Origin of the sequence: Bacillus sp. NTK071, from assembly GCF_017303315.1 — a bacterium.
GTDB lineage: Bacteria > Bacillota > Bacilli > Bacillales > Guptibacillaceae > Guptibacillus.
On the sequence record NZ_JAFKOI010000002.1, the window covers coordinates 399,985 to 417,707 of the forward strand.

The following is a 17,723-nucleotide window of genomic DNA, read 5'->3' on the forward strand; positions in this document are numbered from 1 at the left end:
AATCTCTCACTGAACACTAATTAAATCCTTTAATTTCTCAAAGGTTTTCTCACCAATTCCGCTTATGTTTTGTAATTCTTCAATTGCTTTAAAAGCTCCATTCTCCTCACGATATTGAATAATCGAGTCAGCCTTTGATGGTCCAATCCCTGGAAGTTCCTGTAGTTCGTTAAGATCTGCTGTATTAATTGATATGAGTTTTGTATCTCCTGACAAATTTCCCATTGAGGGCATCGTACTTACTTCACCAACAACTGGAACATAAATTACCATTTCGTCCACAACTTTCCCTGCTAGATTTAGCTGATTTTGATCGGCATCCTTTACAAATCCTCCTGCTCGCGTGATAACATCCTTTACACGACTTAAAGATTCCATTTCATACACACCAGGATTGACCACTGCTCCTTTTACATCTACCATAATTAACTCAGGTTCCGTAGGTGTCTCTTCATCTTTAGCAAGATCATCACTATCTTCCGTATTATGGCTGAAATCTTGCACGCTGAATAGTGTCTCTTCCTTCGCTGCTTTAGTCGATTCGAAATAGTAGAATAAACAAGCACCAAGCCCTACCACAACTAAGGCTAATAGAAATTTCTCTCGAACGGTAAAACTTTTGATGTACTTCATTCTTTAGTCATTCCTTTCGAATGTTACTTGGAGATAAACATATAATGTGACTTTGTTACATATGTTTTAGGAGAAATGAGTATGGAAGGAGGGGAAGACGATTGAAAATCGGTGTGATTGGTACCGGCAATATGGGGACGATTCTTATTTCTTCCTTTATTGACTCATGGGCCGTTAAACCTTCCCATCTCAGTATTGTAAATCGAACAATTGAAAAGGCGACGAATTTAAAGAATCAATACCCAGCTCTCTATGTTGCTAGAAATGCAGAAGAAGTTGTAAGTCGATCTGATATAATTTTCATTTGTGTAAAACCTCATGAATATTTCCCACTTCTTAAAAAGATACGTCCCGGATTGAAACAAAAACAATTGATTGTTTCAATCACAAGCCCAATAAAAGTGAGTGAACTTGAAACATTTGTTCCATGTGATGTCGCAAGAGCTATACCAAGCATTACTAATCGAGCGTTGAGTGGACCTTCTTTAGTGACTTTCAGCAGTCAATGTTCAGAGGCAAATAAAGAACGATTACTCTATTTAATGTCCCAAATTTCAACTCCAATTCAAACAGATGAAGAAATAACCAGAGTCTCATCCGATATCGCAAGCTGCGGACCGGCATTTCTGAGCTACCTCATTCAACAATTCATAGAAGGGGCGGTAGCGGAAACAGAACTTTCTGCTGAACAAGCGTCTATTCTTGCTACGGAAATGCTTATTGGTATGGGCAAACTTCTGGAAAAGGATTATTTTTCTCTAGAGACACTACAAAAGAAAGTAACTGTAAAAGGTGGGGTAACAGGAGAAGGTTTGAAAGTACTAGAACAAGAAACCGGAGAAATGTTTCACCATTTGATACAGAGGACTCATAAGAAATTTGAAGAAGATAGAAGAGGAATTAAGTTGCAATTTAAAGAGGAGTCGAAGCAGAACTAGGAGCTAATTAAATAATTTCGTCAGGTAATAGAAATATCCTTTAACGAAATAGTAAAAAGGTTGATTTCATATGAAATCAACCTTTTTGGGGTTTAACCGCTCTAAAAAATATTCTCTCCGAATTTTCGGTTGGAGGTTGTTCTGTGAAATCCGCTGTAATGGACGTTATCTCGAATCCGACTTCAGTCAACCACATTTTATAATCAGCGATTTGAAAGGTTCGTTGGAGATGCAGTTCATCAAAGCGTTCATATAATCCTTCTTCATTTTCTAAAAAGAAACTTAGATCATGCTCTACAGATCCTTGTTCTTCTCCTGTGAAACTATTCCATATATATGAAATCTCTTCTTCATTGCTAGCAAAAGTTTGTCCAATAAACTCTTTGATTTTATGAAGAGAATGAACATCAAATAAGAGAATGCCTTGTGGTTTCAAATGATCATAAACCCGACGAAGAACCTCTTTAACATCGTCTATATCGGTTATATAGTTTAATGAATCACAAAAGATTGTAATCACGTCATACAATTCGCCTGTTTTAAGTTCACGCATATCTTGATGAAGAAATTGAAGAGTCAACTTGTTTTGCATTGCTTTATCTTGCGCTACAGAAAGCATATGTTCAGAAAGGTCGACTGCCGTGACGTTAAAACCAGACTCAGCAAGTCGAAGCGAACATTCTCCTGTGCCTGAACCTAGATCAAGAACATTCCCAGATGGCATTTCATTCTTAACTAGCTTGGCCCAATCATCATAAGGCGCGTGTTCCATTAGGCGGTCGTAAACATAAGAAAAACGTTCATATGAGTGCATGTTAAGCCAGAATCTCATTCAACGATAAATGTGGTGCATCGCCCCATAGTTTTTCAAGGTTATAATAATTCCTCTCATCCTTATGGAAAATATGCACAATGACAGATCCCAGATCAACAAGAACCCATCTCGCTTGATCGAATCCTTCAAGACGCTTTACATCCATTCCATGCTCGAGTGCCTGATCTTTCACTTCTTTGGCAATCGCTTGAACCTGTTTCTCAGAGTTACCGTGACAAATTAAAAAGTAGTCGGAAATTAATGAGATACCATTCATGTTTAATGCAACGATATCTTCTGCACGTTTATCATCAGCTGCCTTTGCAGCAAGTGTAATCATTTGTTTTTCATTCATGTTGTTTCCTCCATTTCTTCTCAGGAGTTATGTGCCTTTACAATGCTGTTATAGGTATAGAACGTCGCCGGATAAACAGGCTGATTCTTTTTCATTAGAAACTGCACAGTATTCCTGAGAGACAACGCAATCGCTTTATCGAGATCTTGTTGAACCATTTCTCTAACTTCTTCAACACCCGGGAATGCTCGTCCAGGCTCTATATAGTCAGCAATAAATACACACTTCTCCATTAAGGTCATATTAGGACGACCAGAGGTATGGTATTTAATTGCACCAAGGATTTCTTCATCTGTTATTCCGATTTCGCATTTTACAAGATAAGCCCCGACTGGAGCGTGCCAGAGTTCGGAAGAGTACTCAAGTAATTCTTCAGGCATAGATTGTTCAACAATAATCCTTCGCATTTCATCTTTAGGACGAAACTTCGCATAATCATGAAAAATCGCAGCTAGCTCTGTTTTTTCAATATTTGCACCATATTTCTCAGCCAATCCAACTGCAGTGTCTGTAACACCGATTGTATGAACATAGCGGTGCTCAGTTAAGTGAGGTTTTACTAGTCCAAACGCCTTAGCTCGATTCATATAATCCCTTCTCTTCAATAAAGATTCGGACAGATTCTGGAAGTAGATATCGACCACTTTTACCAATAATTAAATCTTTCCGGATTTCGCTAGAAGACAAATCGATTTGAGGAACATCAATCAATGAGACCTCGTATTGTTCTTTGTCTGGGTTATAACCAGGACGATTGACACCAATAAATGATATCATCTTGGATAATTCATCTATTCGATGCCAATTTGGAAGATCCTCAATCATATCTCCACCTATAATAAAGTGAAAATCGATATGCGGATAATTAGCTTTTAATATTTCAATCGTATCGATTGTGAAGGACCGTCCATTTCGTTCGAATTCAATTAAGGAAATCTTAAAATTAGGGTTACCTTCTATCGCTCGCTGAACCATCTCCACTCGGTGATGATTCTCTGTAATATCACTACCATTCTTGTGTGGGGGACGGTGGCTAGGTATAAACCACACTTCATCAAGCTCACACGTCTCTAACACTCCTTGAGCAAGTGCCAAGTGCCCCAGGTGGGGCGGATCAAATGTTCCACCAAGTAGACCGACCTTCATTCTTTGTTGAGCAGTCATTATGGAAGTATAATTTCTTTATTCTCTTCTGATTCTTTGTAAAGAACAATCATATTACCGATAATTTGAACAAGCTCTGCACCTGTTTCACTCGATAACTGTTTACCAACTGTGTTACGGTCTTCATCACAGTTTTGAAGAATGCTCACTTTAATAAGCTCTCTCGCTTCAAGTGCTTCCTCAATTTGCTTTGTCATATTCTCATTAACGCCACCCTTACCTACTTGGAAAATAGGGTTAAGACGATTAGCTTTTGCCCGTAAAAAACGTTTTTGTTTACCTGTTAACATTTATTTATATCCTCCTAACTCTTTTAAAACCGTTCTTCTCATTCGTTGTCGATTCGGTGCGACATCGGTCCACTTTTCAAAGGCAAGTGCCCCTTGCTCCACAAACATTGAAACTCCATTATCTACAACGGCTCCTCTTTCTTTGCCCTCTTTCATCCACTGTGTCTCAAGTGGATTATAAATAAGGTCACTAAGCACGGTACCTGCTTTCAATTGGTCCAACTTTAGAGGAATATGATTTAAATAGGGACTCATTCCAATGGATGTCGTATTAATAACAATATCGAAGTTACTTAGTGTTGTTTCTGCTTCAGATAGAGATGTCGCAACCGTTTTAGCGTAATTATTACACACGCTACTTAATTCTTCTGCTTTTTCTATCGTTCGATTCGCGATTGTTAATGATGCAACACCTGAACGACAGATCGAAACCGCTACTGCTCTCGCAGCACCACCAGCACCAATCACTAGAATTCTCTTTCCTTGGAGGCTTTTCTCACCAGTTACTGAAAGAAGCGACATTAAATAACCTCTTCCGTCAGTATTCGTTCCTATAAGTTTACCACCGCTTTTGTAGACAGTATTAACAGCACCAATCTCAAGAGCCTCTTGTTCAACTTCATCTAGTAAGGGCATAATGGCAACTTTATGTGGAATGGTAACATTAAATCCCTGAACGTCAAGCATTTTCATTGCTTCAACACCATCCTCAAGCTGTTCTGGTGAAAGATCGAAAGCCTGATAATGATGTGAGAACCCAAGTTCCCTGAATTCACAGTTATGCATAACCGGAGACATTGAATGACCTACAGGATGACCAATCAGTCCGTATAGTTTCCCCATTACGACTACCTCCTAGATTAGCGATTTTCGTATCGATACTCCAACACCCTCCGGTGCATACGCTTTTACAGTAGTCCCTTTACCTGATACAGTTACCCAGCCTAAACCAGAAAATACGATATCCATCTTCTCTTCTTTGATTCTGAGTTCATGGCTAACAAGCTTTGGAAGCTCCTTCTTAGTTTGTTCTCCAGGTGGATAAAGAAGTTCACCTAGGTGCTCAGCATAAAGGTCATCTGCCTTATCCATCTTTGTCCGGTGAATATAGAGATCATTAGAAACATGACAAATAAAGGACTGACGTCCGCCTTCTACAAAATCAAGGCGAGAAAGTCCTCCAAAGAACAGCGACTGCCCTTCATTCAACTGGAATACTTTTGGCTTAATTTCTTTTTTAGGGCTAATAATCTTCAACTCTTCAGCATCTACGAAATGAGCCATCTGATGGTGATTAATAATACCAGGGGTATCATAGAGGGTGTGGCCATCATCAAGTGGGATATCAATTAAGTCAAGCGTTGTCCCTGGAAACTGGCTAGTTGTAATCATTTGTTCTTCGTCTCCGCCAAACTCCTGAATTAGACGATTGACGAATGTAGACTTACCGACGTTAGTGCATCCGATAATATATACATCTCTGCCATCTCTCATGCGATCAATTTCTGCAGCAACGTCCATAACACCATCGCCTTTAGATGCACTCATTAACATAACATCAGCAGGTTTTAAACCATTCTCTTTAGAACTTGATTGCATCCATTTAATTAACTTAGACTGATTAACAGACTTAGGAAGGAGATCCACTTTATTCCCCACGAGCAAGACAGGGTTATTACCTGCAAACCGCTGGATGCCAGGTAGCCAACTTCCATTAAAATCAAAGATATCTACGATTTTAACAACAAGAGCGTCTGTCTGGCTAATTTCATTTAGAATTTTCAAGAAATCATCATCTGTTAGTGATACATCCTGTATTTCATTATAATGCTTTAAACGAAAACAGCGCTGGCAAATGATCACATCTCTTTTAAGAGCAGATGGTGGAGCATAACCAAGTGCGTTTTTGTCATCTGTTTGAATATGCACGCCACATCCGGCGCAAATAATTTGTTCGTTGTCCAAACCTATTCCTCCCAATTTATCTTCCCTTTACGTTTCATCCATGCTAAGAAAACACTTTCCATTCTGCGATTAAACTTCGTAAAGAACCCATCCGTACTTGCGACAGGTACAACAAGAATTGTGTGAAGTCCCATACGATTTCCCCCAACAACATCTGTAAAGATTTGGTCTCCGATAACAACAGCGTCGTTAGCTTCTATCTTCATATCCTTTAATGCTTTTCGAAAAGCTTTGGTCATTGGCTTTCGAGCTTCATATATATATGGCACTTCTACAGGAGAAGCAAACTTTTCTACTCTCGTCCTATTATTATTCGAAACAATTGTAACAAGAATGCCCTCATCACGCATTTGTTTAAACCACTTGGTAAGTTCTGGCGTTGCATCAGCTCTATCCCACTCAACAAGTGTATTATCAAGGTCAGTAATAATCCCCTTTACTCCGCGATCTTTGAGCAATTTAGGACTGATTTGAAAAATGTCTTGAACATGTTCATTAGGTAAAAAAGTATTTAACAACTATCAACACTCCTACTATTTGTGACATACCTATTGTATCAATATTTTTCACACGTACAACAATTAACTTAAGTACGTTTCATAAGAAAGAACCTAAATAATATCAAAATTTTTCGACAAATTCTGATGTTGCACCAAATTGTGGATAACATTATACACATTTGTAGACTATAAATTCATTACTAACAACTTAGATATAAACACTTTACCCACAAATTATCCACCTTTAACTGTGGATAACGGAACGGTTGTTCCTGCTGTATATCCGTGGTACGCTAACTGCAAATAAAAGATCCACATACACAATATGCGGAATAGACGGAATCTAGAACCATACTAAGGAGGTGCTTAATCATGGAGAAGTTATCAGATGACTTATTGATTGAATCCTTTTATAAAGCAAAGGAACTTAAGCTAAGCAATGACTTTATTGGATTAATCCAAAGAGAAATTGAAAGACGAAGCCTTGATAAGCAAGTTCCTCTCATCGGGATTTAATTTTACCAACCTTGATCTTTTAAAGGTTGGTTTTTTGTTTCAATCTTTAATTAAAATAGCTCCCCCACTGAATATCCCACTCTTCTCCAGTAATGTCTTCCATGTTCTTCATTTTTTTCGCTTTGCGATAATCAACTGGTTCTGTTAGAAGAACGGCAGCTATCTTTTCTTCATCTAATCTTTTTCGATACTCAGAAAGTATTTCATCCACTTTTCTTCTGTCATAAGCAAAAGGTTTTAATACAACAACTGCCTGGTTATTGTGTGTTAAAACAATAACATCCTTAATAGCATCTTCATTTTGCATTTTATTTTTAATAGCGTTAAGTATAGGTAATGAATTGTCTTCTTTCATGATGGCTGTTCCAATTGGTTCAACATCAATTGCTCTGAAGTATTCTCTAGGGGCATATGGGGATTTATCCTCACTTTTATAAATCGATTGGCAAGCAGTAAGAAGAACCATACCCGTCAAAAGTATAGAAATGGATTTTATCATGTGCATACTCCTTTCGCAAATAGAATCGGCGTTGTTTGGAAAACTTATACGGGTAAGTTGCTTTTACAAATTAGAAAAGTTGATAAATGAGACTGTTTTTGATTACAATTGAGTTATTGCAATATGAGTTCATGTGAACTTTTATCATATTGAGGATTATTGGGGAGGGTTTTGTAGAATGCTTCATGCAGCTGTCTTGCTACCTTTTCTGGCAGCGTTTTTCATCCCGTTTATTTATCGGGGCGTCAAACAGGTCCATTTAGGATGGTTTGTTCTATTAGTTCCGATTGTTTTATTTGGGTATTTTCTTACTTTCATAGAAGATGTCTTAAAAGGGGTACATACACTAAAAACGTTTGAGTGGATTCCGTCTCTCGGCGTTAACGTTACATTTTTCATTGATGGTCTAGGCCTGTTTTTCGCGCTATTGATTACGGGAATCGGATCACTTGTTGTTCTGTATTCCATCTATTATTTGAGTAAAGCCGAGAAACTTGGCCATTTTTATGTTTATCTTCTGTTATTTATGGGCGCAATGCTCGGAGTTGTTTTATCTGATAATCTTTTTGTCCTATATACATTTTGGGAACTGACGAGCATTTCATCGTTTCTTCTAATTGGATATTGGTATCAAAGGGAGAAATCTACTTCTGGTGCTCTTAAATCAATGATGATTACCGTTTTTGGTGGTCTTGCCATGCTTGGAGGATTCTTAATGATGGCAGACATAACTGGAACAACTAGCATCAGGAAAATCATCGAGAATGGAGATATGATTGTTCAGTCACCTCTCTTCCCATTCATACTAATCATGATTCTACTAGGTGCGTTCACCAAGTCTGCACAGTTCCCTTTTCATACCTGGTTACCTGATGCAATGGAGGCACCAACGCCAGTTAGTGCATTTCTACATTCAGCAACAATGGTGAAAGCTGGAATTTATCTAGTTGCAAGGTTAAGTCTAATCTTTGCTAGCACAGATCTGTTCTTCTTAATCGTAAGCGGCTTTGGGTTACTGACTCTTTGTTGGGGATCTTACATGGCTGTGAAACAAACTGATTTGAAAGCCATTCTTGCCTACTCTACAATTAGTCAGCTAGGTATGATTATGGCTATGCTTGGATTTGGAACCGAGCTTGCAGTACTTGCAGCAGTGTTCCATATTTTAAACCATGCAACATTTAAAGGAAGTCTGTTTATGGTCGCAGGTATCATTGACCATGAAACAGGTACGCGTGATATTAGGCGTCTTGGTGGATTATTCACATTCATGCCGATTACAGCTACATTAGCCTTCTTTGGAACATTTTCGATGGCAGGGTTCCCTCTTCCATTCTTAAATGGGTTCCTTAGTAAAGAAATGTTTTTTGAATCGTCTCTTCATTTTGAAGAAGCTTCAACGATTGTAGAAGCTGTGTCACCATTCTTTCCTTATTTGGCAGTGGGCGGTAGTATTTTCACATTTGTTTATTCTGTCATGCTATTCTTCCGAACGTTTACAGGTAAACAAAGAGATGAATTACCTCAGAAACCACATGAAGCTCCATTTGGAATGTTATTGTCACCAATTGCGCTCGTTCTGCTCGTTATTATTATTGCACTTGTTCCAAAAATATTTGAACATTCCCTACTTTCACCTATGGTTGATTCGATTACTGGTAGCGTCGGTGAAACGCATATTAAATTCTGGCATGGCTTTGGACCGCCACTCTATATGAGTCTCGCTGTGCTTTTGCTCGGTACCGCCTTATATTTAACTCGCACAAAATGGGAACGCGTATATAACATGATACCTGGTAAGTTATCTGCAGCTAAAGCGTATGACGGAATTATTAATGGGTTAATCAGTGGATCGAAAAAGCTAACAAATGGCTACATGACAGGTTCACTTAGGCATTACATGATTTATATTCTTGTCTTTTTTGTTGGACTAGTAGGATTTACGATGAGCATTACAGGCGGGTTTCGGATCGCATTTGATGATTTAGCACCTCTTGCTGCACCTGAAATACTCATTGCAATCGTAATGGCCATTGCAGCATTTGGAACCATCTTTATGAACAACAGAATAGCTGCTATTCTTGTGCTTGGTATAGTAGGATACGGATTATCTCTTCTCTTTGTATTCTTCCGAGCTCCTGACCTTGCGTTAACTCAGCTTATTGTTGAAACCGTTACTGTTGCGCTATTTCTACTTTGTTTCTACCATCTTCCGAATTTCGGAAAAGAAAAAGAATCAAAGCGAACAAACGCTGTGAATTGGATTATTTCCATTTCAGTTGGGGTGCTTGTTACGATGATAGGTATTGCCTCACACAGTACAAAGTTCTTTGAACCAATTTCAGATTACTTTCTTAAAAACTCCTACAAAATGGGTGGAGGAGACAACGTTGTTAACGTCATCCTTGTAGACTTCCGTGGTCTAGATACAATGCTCGAAATCCTAGTACTCGGCCTTGCTGCACTCGGAATCTTCACCATGATTAAACTACGTCCTGGCAAGAAGGAGGGGAATGATTAATGGAAATCATCATGTCAGTGCTTGCAGGTATGCTATTCACTGCAGGAGTCTATATGATGCTACAAAAGCAAATTCTTAAAATTGTAATCGGTACAGCACTTCTGTCTCACGGAGCCCACCTTTTCATTATTACAATGGGTAAACTGAATCGTGGAAAACCACCTATTCTCTCGGAAGACGTAACGAATTATGTTGATCCGCTTCCACAGGCACTTATCCTGACTTCCATCGTCATTAGCTTCGGTGTGACTTCATTTCTTCTTGTGTTGGCGTATCGGGCATATCAGACAAATGGTACCGATAATATGGAGAAGTTGAGGGGAAACGAAAATGAGTAATTTAGCTATACTGCCGATACTACTACCGCTTCTAACGGGGATCATACTAGTCTTTCTTAATAAAAGGTTGCCACTTGTAAGGATGATCACTCGCATTATGGTCATCGTTAATCTTGTGGTTGTTTCGGGGATCGCATATAACATACTTCAAAATGGCACAATTGTTCTAAAAGCAGGAGATTGGGCAGTTCCTTACGGTATCGTCCTTGTCGCCGATCCGCTTGCTATTGTACTTGTTGTAACAGCAAACCTTATAGCTGTTGCTTGTGCTTTTTACGCGTTTAACTCACTTGATGAACAAAGAGAAAGATACTACTTCTATCCTCTCTTTCAGCTTCTAATTGCAGGAGTAAGTGGGGCGTTTCTCACTGGAGATCTCTTTAACCTCTTCGTATTCTTCGAAGTACTTTTAATTGCCTCCTATGGTTTAATTGTACTCGGTGGAACAAAAGAGCAATTTAGGGAATCATTTAAGTACATTATCATTAACTTATTTTCATCTATTCTTTTTGTTACGACGGTGTCATTCCTTTATGCAGTAGTAGGTACTGTAAACATGGCACAGCTCGCAGAGCGAGTAGGTGAAATAAAGCAAGATGGAATATTAACAACCATTGCGATTCTATTACTGATTGTATTTGCTACAAAAGGAGCTCTGTTTCCACTTTATTTCTGGCTACCGAAATCATACACTGTTCCTCCTACAGTGATTTCAGCTTTATTTGGAGCTTTACTAACTAAAGTTGGGGTATATTCAATACTAAGGGTATTTACGTTAATTTTTGTTTACAACCTTACTGTCACTCATCAAATTCTACTCATTTTGGCAGGTTTCACCCTAGTATTTGGAGTAATAGGAGCACTTTCAACGAATAATGTTCAACTTATTATTGCGTACAATATCATTCCTGCAGTTGGCTATATGATTCTTGGAATTGGGGTCTTTTCAACAACTGCACTAGCGGGAACAATTTATTACTTGCTTCATGACATGATTATTAAAGCAGCTCTGTTCTTCTTAGTAGGTGCTATGGCAGCCTATGCTGGCACATCGGATCTTAGAAAAATGGGAGGAATAATTAAGAATCAACCCCTGCTCGGCTGGCTATTTTTCATAGCCGCACTTGCGTTAGCAGGACTCCCGCCATTCAGCGGATTTATAGGGAAACTTCTAATTCTTCGTGGCGCGTTTGAAGAAGGACATTATGTCCTAGCTGTCATTGGATTAATTACAAGTCTGTTAATTCTCTTATCCGTTATCCGAATCTTTATTAACGGTTTTTGGGGCGAACCTAAGCAAGTTAAAGTACCAGACGTTAACCCTACTAAAGGAAAAATTGTACCTGCTGCCTTTCTTCTTGTGTTTACCATTACGCTTGGATTAGGTGCTGAGTTCATTTTTCCAACTGTGCAAATGATAGCTGATCAAATGATTGATCCAGCAAATTATATTGATTCCGTAATGAAGGAGTAGATGGCATGCCAATTCAAATTATTATTAATCTAATTATTGCCGTGCTCTGGATGTTTCTTTTTGAAAGTTACTCTTTTAGCACATTCTTTGTCGGTTACTTATTCGGAATAGGATTGCTGCTATTAATGGAGCGATTTATTCCAGATCGATTTTATTTCTATCGTCTCTGGTCCATTATTAAATTACTGTTCTTGTTTATTAAAGAATTGATTATGGCAAATATACAGGTGGTTAAGCTTGTCTATTCTCCAAAACTCAACATGGAACCAGGAATCATAGCTGTTCCAATTGAGGTTCGCACAAATTGGGAAATCACAATGTTGGCTAATTTAATTACATTAACCCCTGGAACACTAACCGTTTCTGTAGCTCCAGATAATATGCATATCTACATTCATGCTATGGATGCTCCGGATGCAGACGAAGTTATTAAGGAAATCAAGGGTACATTCGAAAAAGCTATTATGGAGGTGACAAGATGACTTCACTCCTATCAACTGTTTCGACTATTTGTATTGTTGTCATCGCCATCTCTACCCTTTTTCTTCTCTATCGCGCAATCAAGGGACCGTCTAATCCTGATCGCGCCGTTGCACTTGATACTATCGGAATTAACCTGATGGCAATAGCAGGTATTCTAGCAATAAAGTTAGAAACACAATATTTTAACGACATTATTCTATTGATTGGTATTCTTGCTTTCATTGGAACAGTCGCTATTGCAAAATTCTTGGAAAAGGGTGTTATCATTGAAAGAAGTCGTGATTAGCATCATATTGCTTATCGGAACATTTTTTCTTTTCTCGGGAGCACTAGGTATTTTTCGCCTGCCTGATGTTTATACTCGACTTCACGCAGCTTCAAAGAGTGCAACGCTCGGAGTTGCTGGAATTTTAATTGCTGCCTTTCTTTACTTCATTTTTGAACAACAGATGGTCAGCGGAAAACTGATTCTTGGTATCATCTTTATTTTGATGACTGCACCAGTTTCTGGACATATGATTTCAAGGGCTGCCTATCAGAAGGGCGTTCCTCTCTGGGAAAAGACAACGAGAAATGATCTAGAAAAGAAAGAACACAAAAAAGCAAGCACGAAGGGATAGTCCTATCGTGCTTGCTTTTTTTCAATAGGGAATTAATCTTGTCAGAAGTTTGGTTAAAAACGTATAGACATTCTAATTCCATTTCCCGTTAGTTACTATATCCTAAGTTTATTATCTGTAATTCCCATAATGATTTGTATAATAATAGTAGCCGCCGCCTATCACGAGCAATAAAACAAGTAGGACAACGATCAATGCATAATACCCGCCACCATAGCCTGGATATGGATATGGGTATGGCGGATAGGGATAACCACAACCAGGGTAACCGTAGCCATAACCTTTCATATTCCCCCTCCTTCTCTCCCGCAGACATCATTCTGGTAGATAGTATAGTCTATGATAGGATGGACAGTTTTGTCTGGGGATTGGCGGAGTTTTCTAAATTCATCCTAATGACTGTTCAACCTTGTTCGGATGCTCTACAATTGGAGAAGACTTAACGTCTGTTAATTACATAAAGGGGTCGATGATATGGTAGCAAAACCTATGAGAACAATTACTCCCACCTATGACCCGTGGGAAGCTTATATGGATGTTGAAGAACATGGGAGAATGGTCCTTTCCAATATAGAACTTACAACTACTACATTATGCAATATGAGATGCGAACATTGTGCAGTTGGATACACCCTTCAATCAAAGGATCCTGATCCACTTCCTCTTGAGCTTCTAACGGATCGACTTGATGAGGTTAGAGACCTACGTGCGTTGAGTATTACAGGTGGAGAACCAATGCTTTCAATGAAATCAGTGAAGCAATACGTAGTACCTCTCTTGAAATACGCTCATGAAAGAGGAGCAAGAACGCAGATTAATTCTAATTTAACGCTTGATCGGAAGCGATACGATCTCATATTACCTTACCTTGATGTGCTTCACATCTCTCATAATTATGGAAGCATAGCAGATTTTACAGATATCGGCTTCGCTGTAATGGATCGAAAACCAACTATGGAACAACGAGAAGCTTATTTCCATCGCATGGTAGAAAATGCACAAAGTTTAACATCACAGGGTGTCATCGTTTCAGCAGAAACGATGATTAATCGAAGAACGCTGCCAAATATCGAAAGTATACATCAGCAAATTGCAGATATGGGTTGCCAAAGACATGAAGTACACCCTATGTATCCCTCTGATTTTGCATCAGATTTAGATATTGCATCTTTAGAAGAAATGAGAGAAGGAATACATCGACTTTTAGATCACCGTGATCCTAATGTTTGGCTTTTATTTGGTACACTCCCCTTCTATCCGTGTAGTTCAAATCCAGAAGATTTGAAACTTCTAGAACGATTGTATAGTGAAAAAAATGTTACAGTACGAAATGATCCTGACGGTCGATCCCGCTTAAATATGAATATTTTTGATGGAGATATTATTGTAACGGATTTCGGTGACACACCACCACTTGGCAATATTAAAGACACGAACTTAAACGATGCTTATTCTAAGTGGATAGATAGTAAAGTCGCTAAAAGTATTAGCTGTCACTGCCCGGCAGTCAAGTGTCTTGGCCCAAACCTTCTCGTCAAAGATGCTTACTATCAAGACATTGATTTTCTTAAACAGACAACAAATATTTCCCTCTAAACCTCCTAATTCAGGGGGTTTTTTTACTCATTTTTCATTTATAATTGCACTTTGACCTTTCACTTGAGTGAAGATAGGGTATAATACCTATCGTAATCAATAGGAGTGTGATTGTTGTGAAGAGAAAAAGATGGATTCTGGTTCTGATGGTTGGTTCACTTGCTATCTTACTTGCACTGGCAGAGAATCAATCAGATTTTCTAAGAACGAATGCAAACGAGATGCCAGAGAATGATTCAGAATCCAAGAAGAAAAATATTACGTATTATACTAAGTATTATCAGACCAAGAAGAGTATTTACGACTCTTATACCCATCAAGATAGTGAAACGATTTTTCTTGGTGATAGCCTGACAGATTATTATGAGTGGGGTGAAGCACTCAGTGATTATAAAGTTTTAAATAGAGGTATCGCTGGGGATACGACGACAGGAGTCTTAAATCGTATTGATGAAGTTATAGATGCAAAGCCTGATCGTGTGTACTTATTAGTTGGCATAAATGATATGATTGCAGGCCAGTCAGTTAATAAAATAGAGATGAATTACAAGCAAATTCTTGATACGCTCAAAACAAACTCACCTAACACGGAAGTATATGTACAAAGCCTTTTACCGGTTAATACAGCATTAACAGGACATCCACTAAACAATACAGTCATTAAAGAATTGAATGAGCGTCTTAAGGATCTCGCTTCACTCTATAATTATCAGTATATAGACATACACAAAGAGTTAGTCGAATTTGGTCAGCTCAACAAAAACTATACCTTCGATGGTCTTCACTTAAATGGAGAAGGGTATAAGATATGGACACGTAAAATCCTATCGACCTATAACACAAATGAAAAAGAGAAATCGTAATAAAACCCACAATTTCAATTTTAAAGTTCACGACTTTATTGCTTTTTCGCTTTCGTGTGTTAAACTAAAAGTGACCAACCTTAATAAAAGCTATGAAGGGAGACCTTCATAGCTTTTTTTGTATTGCAATCCGATGGTTCAGGCATATAATTGTTTCGCTCTTGACCTAAATCGATAAGGATAAACGGCTAAGATGCGCTCCAATTTAAAGGTTCTCACGCTACTCCTTAGATGACAATACCCTGTCGCTTCAAGATCATTCATACTATAAAATGTTACCAACCTTTGAGTTGTCACATTATCTTGAGATAAGTAGATGATCTCAACCGGCTCCTGCTTAAGTAGAGCTTTCCGTATGAAACTTTGCATAATAGTCCTCTCCCTCACACGATCATTTGTTCCCATTATATGACGAACGAAGGTTCCTTACCACTATTTCTAACTAAGTAATATATGGAAATAATTCAGAAGCAAAAAACCCTGCTAAGCAGGGTTATGCACCACTCTCTTTTTCTTTCCGATTTCGATAAAACTCATGGAACAGTTTCATCAAAGCACGCTTTTCAATACGTGAGACATAGCTTCTTGAAATTCCAAGTTGCCTTGCTATTTCACGCTGAGTGAGTTCTTTTTCAAGTGTTAATCCGAAACGTCCAACAATAACTTCCTTCTCCCTGTCATCAAGGATATGAATGTATTCATAGATTTTTTTCTTTTCCATGTTAAGTTGAATGAGTTCTACAATGTCTTCCGTTTCAGCCTTTAGAACATCAATGAGGGAGATTTCATTTCCTTCTTTGTCCTGACCGATTGGATCATGTAAGGAAACGTCCTTTTTTGTTTTCTTAAGTGCGCGTAGGTGCATAAGGATTTCATTCTCAATACACCTGGCCGCATAGGTCGCTAACTTTGTACCTTTGTCTGTTGAATAACTTTCGATTGCTTTAATCAATCCGATTGTACCAATTGAAATTAAATCTTCAGGATCTTCTCCTGTATTCTCAAACTTTTTGACGATATGAGCAACAAGCCTAAGGTTATGTTCGATAAGGCGATTTCTTGCATCTTCATCTCCTTCTGCCATCAATTCTAAATATTTTCTTTCATCTTTTCTTGAAAGAGGCTGAGGAAAGGCATTGTTCTTAACAAATGAGACAAAGAAAAGAACTTCCTTACACACGTAAGCAAGCGCTGCCAGTAACGACACATACTCACCTCCCAATTATGGGCTGTTACTTAATTTAAGTTTATGTATGTGCCTACTCGGTTGTGTCTGTCCTCATCAATTCCCATTCAAAAAAGAAAAACGCTCCGGTTAACCCGTTGCGCTTTCTTAATTACTCACGATCTATTTTCTTTTCTCTCGGCCATTTCTCCAACATAACTTCTTCTCTCAAATAACGATGATGAGTAGAATTACGGCCGTATTTTAATCGGATGATCGCAAATGTCGTAATGATTCCGCCAAGCCCGATTACTTCAAACCATTCCATACCTGCCACACTCCTCTAATGGCAGTGTATTCAGATAGGATCATATTGCTACTCTGTGTTAGTGGCGAACAATTTGATAATTGTCTTTTCATTTACGATTAAGTCAGCAAGTTGATAACCATCAAGCACCTCAAAATACGCTGATAAAGCGTTATGCAGTACATGCTTTAATCGACATGCTGGACTTATGACACAAGTATTGTTCTCCTTATCAAAACACTCCACTAGATTAAAATCTTCTTCTGTACTTCTTACGACTGTTCCAACATTAATATCTTCAGGAAGGTGAGCGAGTCGCAATCCACCATTTCTGCCTCGAATTGTCTCTATATATCCTTTCCTTCCAAGCTCATGCGCTACTTTCATTAGATGATTTTTAGAAATTTGATAGGCATCGGCGATTTCTTGTATGCTGGCTAATTTATCTCCTTTCATACTTCCAAGATAAATCAGCATTCTTAAAGAGTAGTCTGTATAATTTGTTAAACGCAATATCATTCAGCCTCATTTCACTCCATTGTTCATAGGTCTATTTTATCACACCAATAATAACATGACCTTGTATAGTGCTTTCATTCAATTGTGAACAACTCGTTAAAGATGTATTCAATATATTGCTTTTGGCATACGAAGCAGGTAACATTAAGATGCATTATAAATA

25 protein-coding genes are annotated in these 17,723 nt (G+C 38.3%); 10 read left to right on the forward strand and 15 right to left on the reverse strand.

Translation table 11 applies throughout. The features are described 5' to 3' along the window. Nucleotides 1–6 precede the first annotated feature (6 nt). On the reverse strand, nucleotides 7–633 hold the full coding sequence (locus JI666_RS06350; RefSeq protein WP_206889935.1) for a helix-hairpin-helix domain-containing protein: 627 nt from the start codon (nucleotides 631–633) through the stop codon (nucleotides 7–9). Between the two features lie 101 nt (nucleotides 634–734). On the opposite strand from JI666_RS06350, the gene comER reads away from it, so the two are divergent. Then, on the forward strand, nucleotides 735–1,571 hold the full coding sequence (gene comER / locus JI666_RS06355) for a late competence protein ComER (protein WP_206889937.1): 837 nt from the start codon (nucleotides 735–737) through the stop codon (nucleotides 1,569–1,571). A gap of 76 nt (nucleotides 1,572–1,647) precedes the next feature. Here the strand turns inward: comER and JI666_RS06360 are convergent, their stop codons facing one another. The 8 genes from JI666_RS06360 to JI666_RS06395 are packed head-to-tail and all read right to left on the reverse strand — an operon-like array spanning nucleotide 1,648 to nucleotide 6,677. After that, nucleotides 1,648–2,385 (reverse strand): class I SAM-dependent DNA methyltransferase, encoded by a 738-nt coding sequence (locus tag JI666_RS06360; protein ID WP_206889939.1) that lies wholly within the window; start codon nucleotides 2,383–2,385, stop codon nucleotides 1,648–1,650. Between the two features lies 1 nt (nucleotide 2,386). Beyond that, the gene (gene rsfS / locus JI666_RS06365) at nucleotides 2,387–2,740 is read right to left on the reverse strand and encodes a ribosome silencing factor (RefSeq protein WP_206889941.1); all 354 of its coding nucleotides are present in this window, start codon (nucleotides 2,738–2,740) and stop codon (nucleotides 2,387–2,389) included. Nucleotides 2,741–2,760: 20 nt separating this feature from the next. Further along, the gene (yqeK, locus tag JI666_RS06370; protein ID WP_206889943.1) at nucleotides 2,761–3,327 is read right to left on the reverse strand and encodes a bis(5'-nucleosyl)-tetraphosphatase (symmetrical) YqeK; all 567 of its coding nucleotides are present in this window, start codon (nucleotides 3,325–3,327) and stop codon (nucleotides 2,761–2,763) included. Then, nucleotides 3,314–3,904, reverse strand: a complete 591-nt coding sequence (locus JI666_RS06375) for a nicotinate-nucleotide adenylyltransferase (protein WP_286170619.1) — start codon at nucleotides 3,902–3,904, stop codon at nucleotides 3,314–3,316. The genes yqeK and JI666_RS06375 overlap by 14 nt, the downstream gene beginning before the upstream one ends. Next, entirely contained in the window at nucleotides 3,904–4,194 is a 291-nt protein-coding gene (gene yhbY / locus JI666_RS06380) for a ribosome assembly RNA-binding protein YhbY (protein ID WP_136947612.1), read from the reverse strand. The genes JI666_RS06375 and yhbY overlap by 1 nt, the downstream gene beginning before the upstream one ends. Further along, a complete protein-coding gene (gene aroE, locus JI666_RS06385) occupies nucleotides 4,195–5,037 on the reverse strand; it encodes a shikimate dehydrogenase (RefSeq protein WP_206889945.1) in 843 nt (280 codons plus the stop codon). 12 nt (nucleotides 5,038–5,049) lie between these two features. After that, a complete protein-coding gene (gene yqeH, locus JI666_RS06390; protein WP_206889946.1) occupies nucleotides 5,050–6,159 on the reverse strand; it encodes a ribosome biogenesis GTPase YqeH in 1,110 nt (369 codons plus the stop codon). Between the two features lie 2 nt (nucleotides 6,160–6,161). After that, nucleotides 6,162–6,677: a YqeG family HAD IIIA-type phosphatase gene (locus tag JI666_RS06395; RefSeq protein ID WP_206889949.1), complete on the reverse strand. Its 516-nt coding sequence runs from the start codon at nucleotides 6,675–6,677 to the stop codon at nucleotides 6,162–6,164. 354 nt (nucleotides 6,678–7,031) lie between these two features. Here JI666_RS06395 and JI666_RS06400 point away from each other — a divergent pair, with 354 nt between their 5' ends. Further along, entirely contained in the window at nucleotides 7,032–7,175 is a 144-nt protein-coding gene (locus JI666_RS06400) for a sporulation histidine kinase inhibitor Sda (RefSeq protein ID WP_206889951.1), read from the forward strand. Between the two features lie 46 nt (nucleotides 7,176–7,221). Here the strand turns inward: JI666_RS06400 and JI666_RS06405 are convergent, their stop codons facing one another. Further along, the gene (locus JI666_RS06405) at nucleotides 7,222–7,674 is read right to left on the reverse strand and encodes a hypothetical protein (RefSeq protein ID WP_206889954.1); all 453 of its coding nucleotides are present in this window, start codon (nucleotides 7,672–7,674) and stop codon (nucleotides 7,222–7,224) included. Between the two features lie 178 nt (nucleotides 7,675–7,852). Between JI666_RS06405 and JI666_RS06410 the strand changes: the two genes are divergently transcribed. Genes JI666_RS06410 through mnhG form a run of 6 tightly spaced genes read left to right on the forward strand, consistent with a single transcriptional unit; the run spans nucleotide 7,853 to nucleotide 13,110 of the window. Further along, entirely contained in the window at nucleotides 7,853–10,195 is a 2,343-nt protein-coding gene (locus JI666_RS06410; RefSeq protein ID WP_206889956.1) for a Na+/H+ antiporter subunit A, read from the forward strand. After that, the gene (locus tag JI666_RS06415; protein ID WP_206889958.1) at nucleotides 10,195–10,533 is read left to right on the forward strand and encodes a Na(+)/H(+) antiporter subunit C; all 339 of its coding nucleotides are present in this window, start codon (nucleotides 10,195–10,197) and stop codon (nucleotides 10,531–10,533) included. The genes JI666_RS06410 and JI666_RS06415 overlap by 1 nt, the downstream gene beginning before the upstream one ends. Next, nucleotides 10,526–12,007 carry a Na+/H+ antiporter subunit D gene (locus tag JI666_RS06420; RefSeq protein ID WP_206889960.1) on the forward strand — a complete coding sequence of 494 codons (1,482 nt, stop codon included), beginning with the start codon at nucleotides 10,526–10,528 and terminating at the stop codon, nucleotides 12,005–12,007. Before JI666_RS06415 ends, JI666_RS06420 begins: the two co-directional genes overlap by 8 nt. A 5-nt stretch (nucleotides 12,008–12,012) precedes the next feature. Continuing rightward, entirely contained in the window at nucleotides 12,013–12,489 is a 477-nt protein-coding gene (locus tag JI666_RS06425) for a Na+/H+ antiporter subunit E (protein WP_206889962.1), read from the forward strand. Next, nucleotides 12,486–12,776: a Na(+)/H(+) antiporter subunit F1 gene (locus JI666_RS06430; protein WP_206889965.1), complete on the forward strand. Its 291-nt coding sequence runs from the start codon at nucleotides 12,486–12,488 to the stop codon at nucleotides 12,774–12,776. Before JI666_RS06425 ends, JI666_RS06430 begins: the two co-directional genes overlap by 4 nt. After that, complete coding sequence (gene mnhG / locus JI666_RS06435; protein WP_169525440.1) at nucleotides 12,748–13,110, forward strand: monovalent cation/H(+) antiporter subunit G; 363 nt, start codon at nucleotides 12,748–12,750, stop codon at nucleotides 13,108–13,110. The genes JI666_RS06430 and mnhG overlap by 29 nt, the downstream gene beginning before the upstream one ends. 111 nt (nucleotides 13,111–13,221) lie before the next feature. Here the strand turns inward: mnhG and JI666_RS06440 are convergent, their stop codons facing one another. Further along, nucleotides 13,222–13,398 carry a hypothetical protein gene (locus JI666_RS06440; protein WP_169525442.1) on the reverse strand — a complete coding sequence of 59 codons (177 nt, stop codon included), beginning with the start codon at nucleotides 13,396–13,398 and terminating at the stop codon, nucleotides 13,222–13,224. Between the two features lie 186 nt (nucleotides 13,399–13,584). Between JI666_RS06440 and yfkAB the strand changes: the two genes are divergently transcribed. After that, nucleotides 13,585–14,706 (forward strand): radical SAM/CxCxxxxC motif protein YfkAB, encoded by a 1,122-nt coding sequence (gene yfkAB / locus JI666_RS06445; protein ID WP_206889967.1) that lies wholly within the window; start codon nucleotides 13,585–13,587, stop codon nucleotides 14,704–14,706. A 116-nt stretch (nucleotides 14,707–14,822) separates the two neighbouring features. Next, nucleotides 14,823–15,569 (forward strand): GDSL-type esterase/lipase family protein, encoded by a 747-nt coding sequence (locus JI666_RS06450; RefSeq protein WP_206889969.1) that lies wholly within the window; start codon nucleotides 14,823–14,825, stop codon nucleotides 15,567–15,569. Nucleotides 15,570–15,707: 138 nt separating this feature from the next. Here the strand turns inward: JI666_RS06450 and JI666_RS06455 are convergent, their stop codons facing one another. From JI666_RS06455 to JI666_RS06470, 4 genes are all read right to left on the reverse strand, one after another. Beyond that, nucleotides 15,708–15,938, reverse strand: coding sequence for a WYL domain-containing protein (locus tag JI666_RS06455; protein ID WP_206889971.1), 231 nt, complete (start codon nucleotides 15,936–15,938; stop codon nucleotides 15,708–15,710). A 124-nt stretch (nucleotides 15,939–16,062) separates the two neighbouring features. Continuing rightward, nucleotides 16,063–16,776 carry an RNA polymerase sporulation sigma factor SigK gene (gene sigK, locus JI666_RS06460; RefSeq protein WP_136947627.1) on the reverse strand — a complete coding sequence of 238 codons (714 nt, stop codon included), beginning with the start codon at nucleotides 16,774–16,776 and terminating at the stop codon, nucleotides 16,063–16,065. A gap of 130 nt (nucleotides 16,777–16,906) precedes the next feature. Next, complete coding sequence (locus JI666_RS06465; RefSeq protein ID WP_206889972.1) at nucleotides 16,907–17,062, reverse strand: hypothetical protein; 156 nt, start codon at nucleotides 17,060–17,062, stop codon at nucleotides 16,907–16,909. Between the two features lie 48 nt (nucleotides 17,063–17,110). Beyond that, complete coding sequence (locus JI666_RS06470; protein WP_206890397.1) at nucleotides 17,111–17,554, reverse strand: Rrf2 family transcriptional regulator; 444 nt, start codon at nucleotides 17,552–17,554, stop codon at nucleotides 17,111–17,113. Between the last annotated feature and the right edge of the window lie 169 nt (nucleotides 17,555–17,723).

Excerpts from the sequence above, each read along its gene's own strand:
- JI666_RS06350 (WP_206889935.1), bottom strand. The coding sequence starts at position 633 with ATGAAGTACATCAAAAGTTTTACCGTTCGAGAGAAATTTCTATTAGCC.
- JI666_RS06360 (WP_206889939.1), bottom strand. The coding sequence starts at position 2,385 with ATGCACTCATATGAACGTTTTTCTTATGTTTACGACCGCCTAATGGAA.
- rsfS (WP_206889941.1), bottom strand. The coding sequence starts at position 2,740 with ATGAATGAAAAACAAATGATTACACTTGCTGCAAAGGCAGCTGATGAT.
- yqeK (WP_206889943.1), bottom strand. The coding sequence starts at position 3,327 with ATGAATCGAGCTAAGGCGTTTGGACTAGTAAAACCTCACTTAACTGAG.
- JI666_RS06375 (WP_286170619.1), bottom strand. The coding sequence starts at position 3,904 with ATGACTGCTCAACAAAGAATGAAGGTCGGTCTACTTGGTGGAACATTT.
- yhbY (WP_136947612.1), bottom strand. The coding sequence starts at position 4,194 with ATGTTAACAGGTAAACAAAAACGTTTTTTACGGGCAAAAGCTAATCGT.
- aroE (WP_206889945.1), bottom strand. The coding sequence starts at position 5,037 with ATGGGGAAACTATACGGACTGATTGGTCATCCTGTAGGTCATTCAATG.
- JI666_RS06400 (WP_206889951.1), top strand. The coding sequence starts at position 7,032 with ATGGAGAAGTTATCAGATGACTTATTGATTGAATCCTTTTATAAAGCA.
- JI666_RS06405 (WP_206889954.1), bottom strand. The coding sequence starts at position 7,674 with ATGATAAAATCCATTTCTATACTTTTGACGGGTATGGTTCTTCTTACT.
- JI666_RS06410 (WP_206889956.1), top strand. The coding sequence starts at position 7,853 with ATGCTTCATGCAGCTGTCTTGCTACCTTTTCTGGCAGCGTTTTTCATC.
- JI666_RS06415 (WP_206889958.1), top strand. The coding sequence starts at position 10,195 with ATGGAAATCATCATGTCAGTGCTTGCAGGTATGCTATTCACTGCAGGA.
- JI666_RS06420 (WP_206889960.1), top strand. The coding sequence starts at position 10,526 with ATGAGTAATTTAGCTATACTGCCGATACTACTACCGCTTCTAACGGGG.
- JI666_RS06425 (WP_206889962.1), top strand. The coding sequence starts at position 12,013 with ATGCCAATTCAAATTATTATTAATCTAATTATTGCCGTGCTCTGGATG.
- JI666_RS06430 (WP_206889965.1), top strand. The coding sequence starts at position 12,486 with ATGACTTCACTCCTATCAACTGTTTCGACTATTTGTATTGTTGTCATC.
- JI666_RS06440 (WP_169525442.1), bottom strand. The coding sequence starts at position 13,398 with ATGAAAGGTTATGGCTACGGTTACCCTGGTTGTGGTTATCCCTATCCG.
- yfkAB (WP_206889967.1), top strand. The coding sequence starts at position 13,585 with ATGGTAGCAAAACCTATGAGAACAATTACTCCCACCTATGACCCGTGG.
- JI666_RS06455 (WP_206889971.1), bottom strand. The coding sequence starts at position 15,938 with ATGCAAAGTTTCATACGGAAAGCTCTACTTAAGCAGGAGCCGGTTGAG.
- JI666_RS06465 (WP_206889972.1), bottom strand. The coding sequence starts at position 17,062 with ATGGAATGGTTTGAAGTAATCGGGCTTGGCGGAATCATTACGACATTT.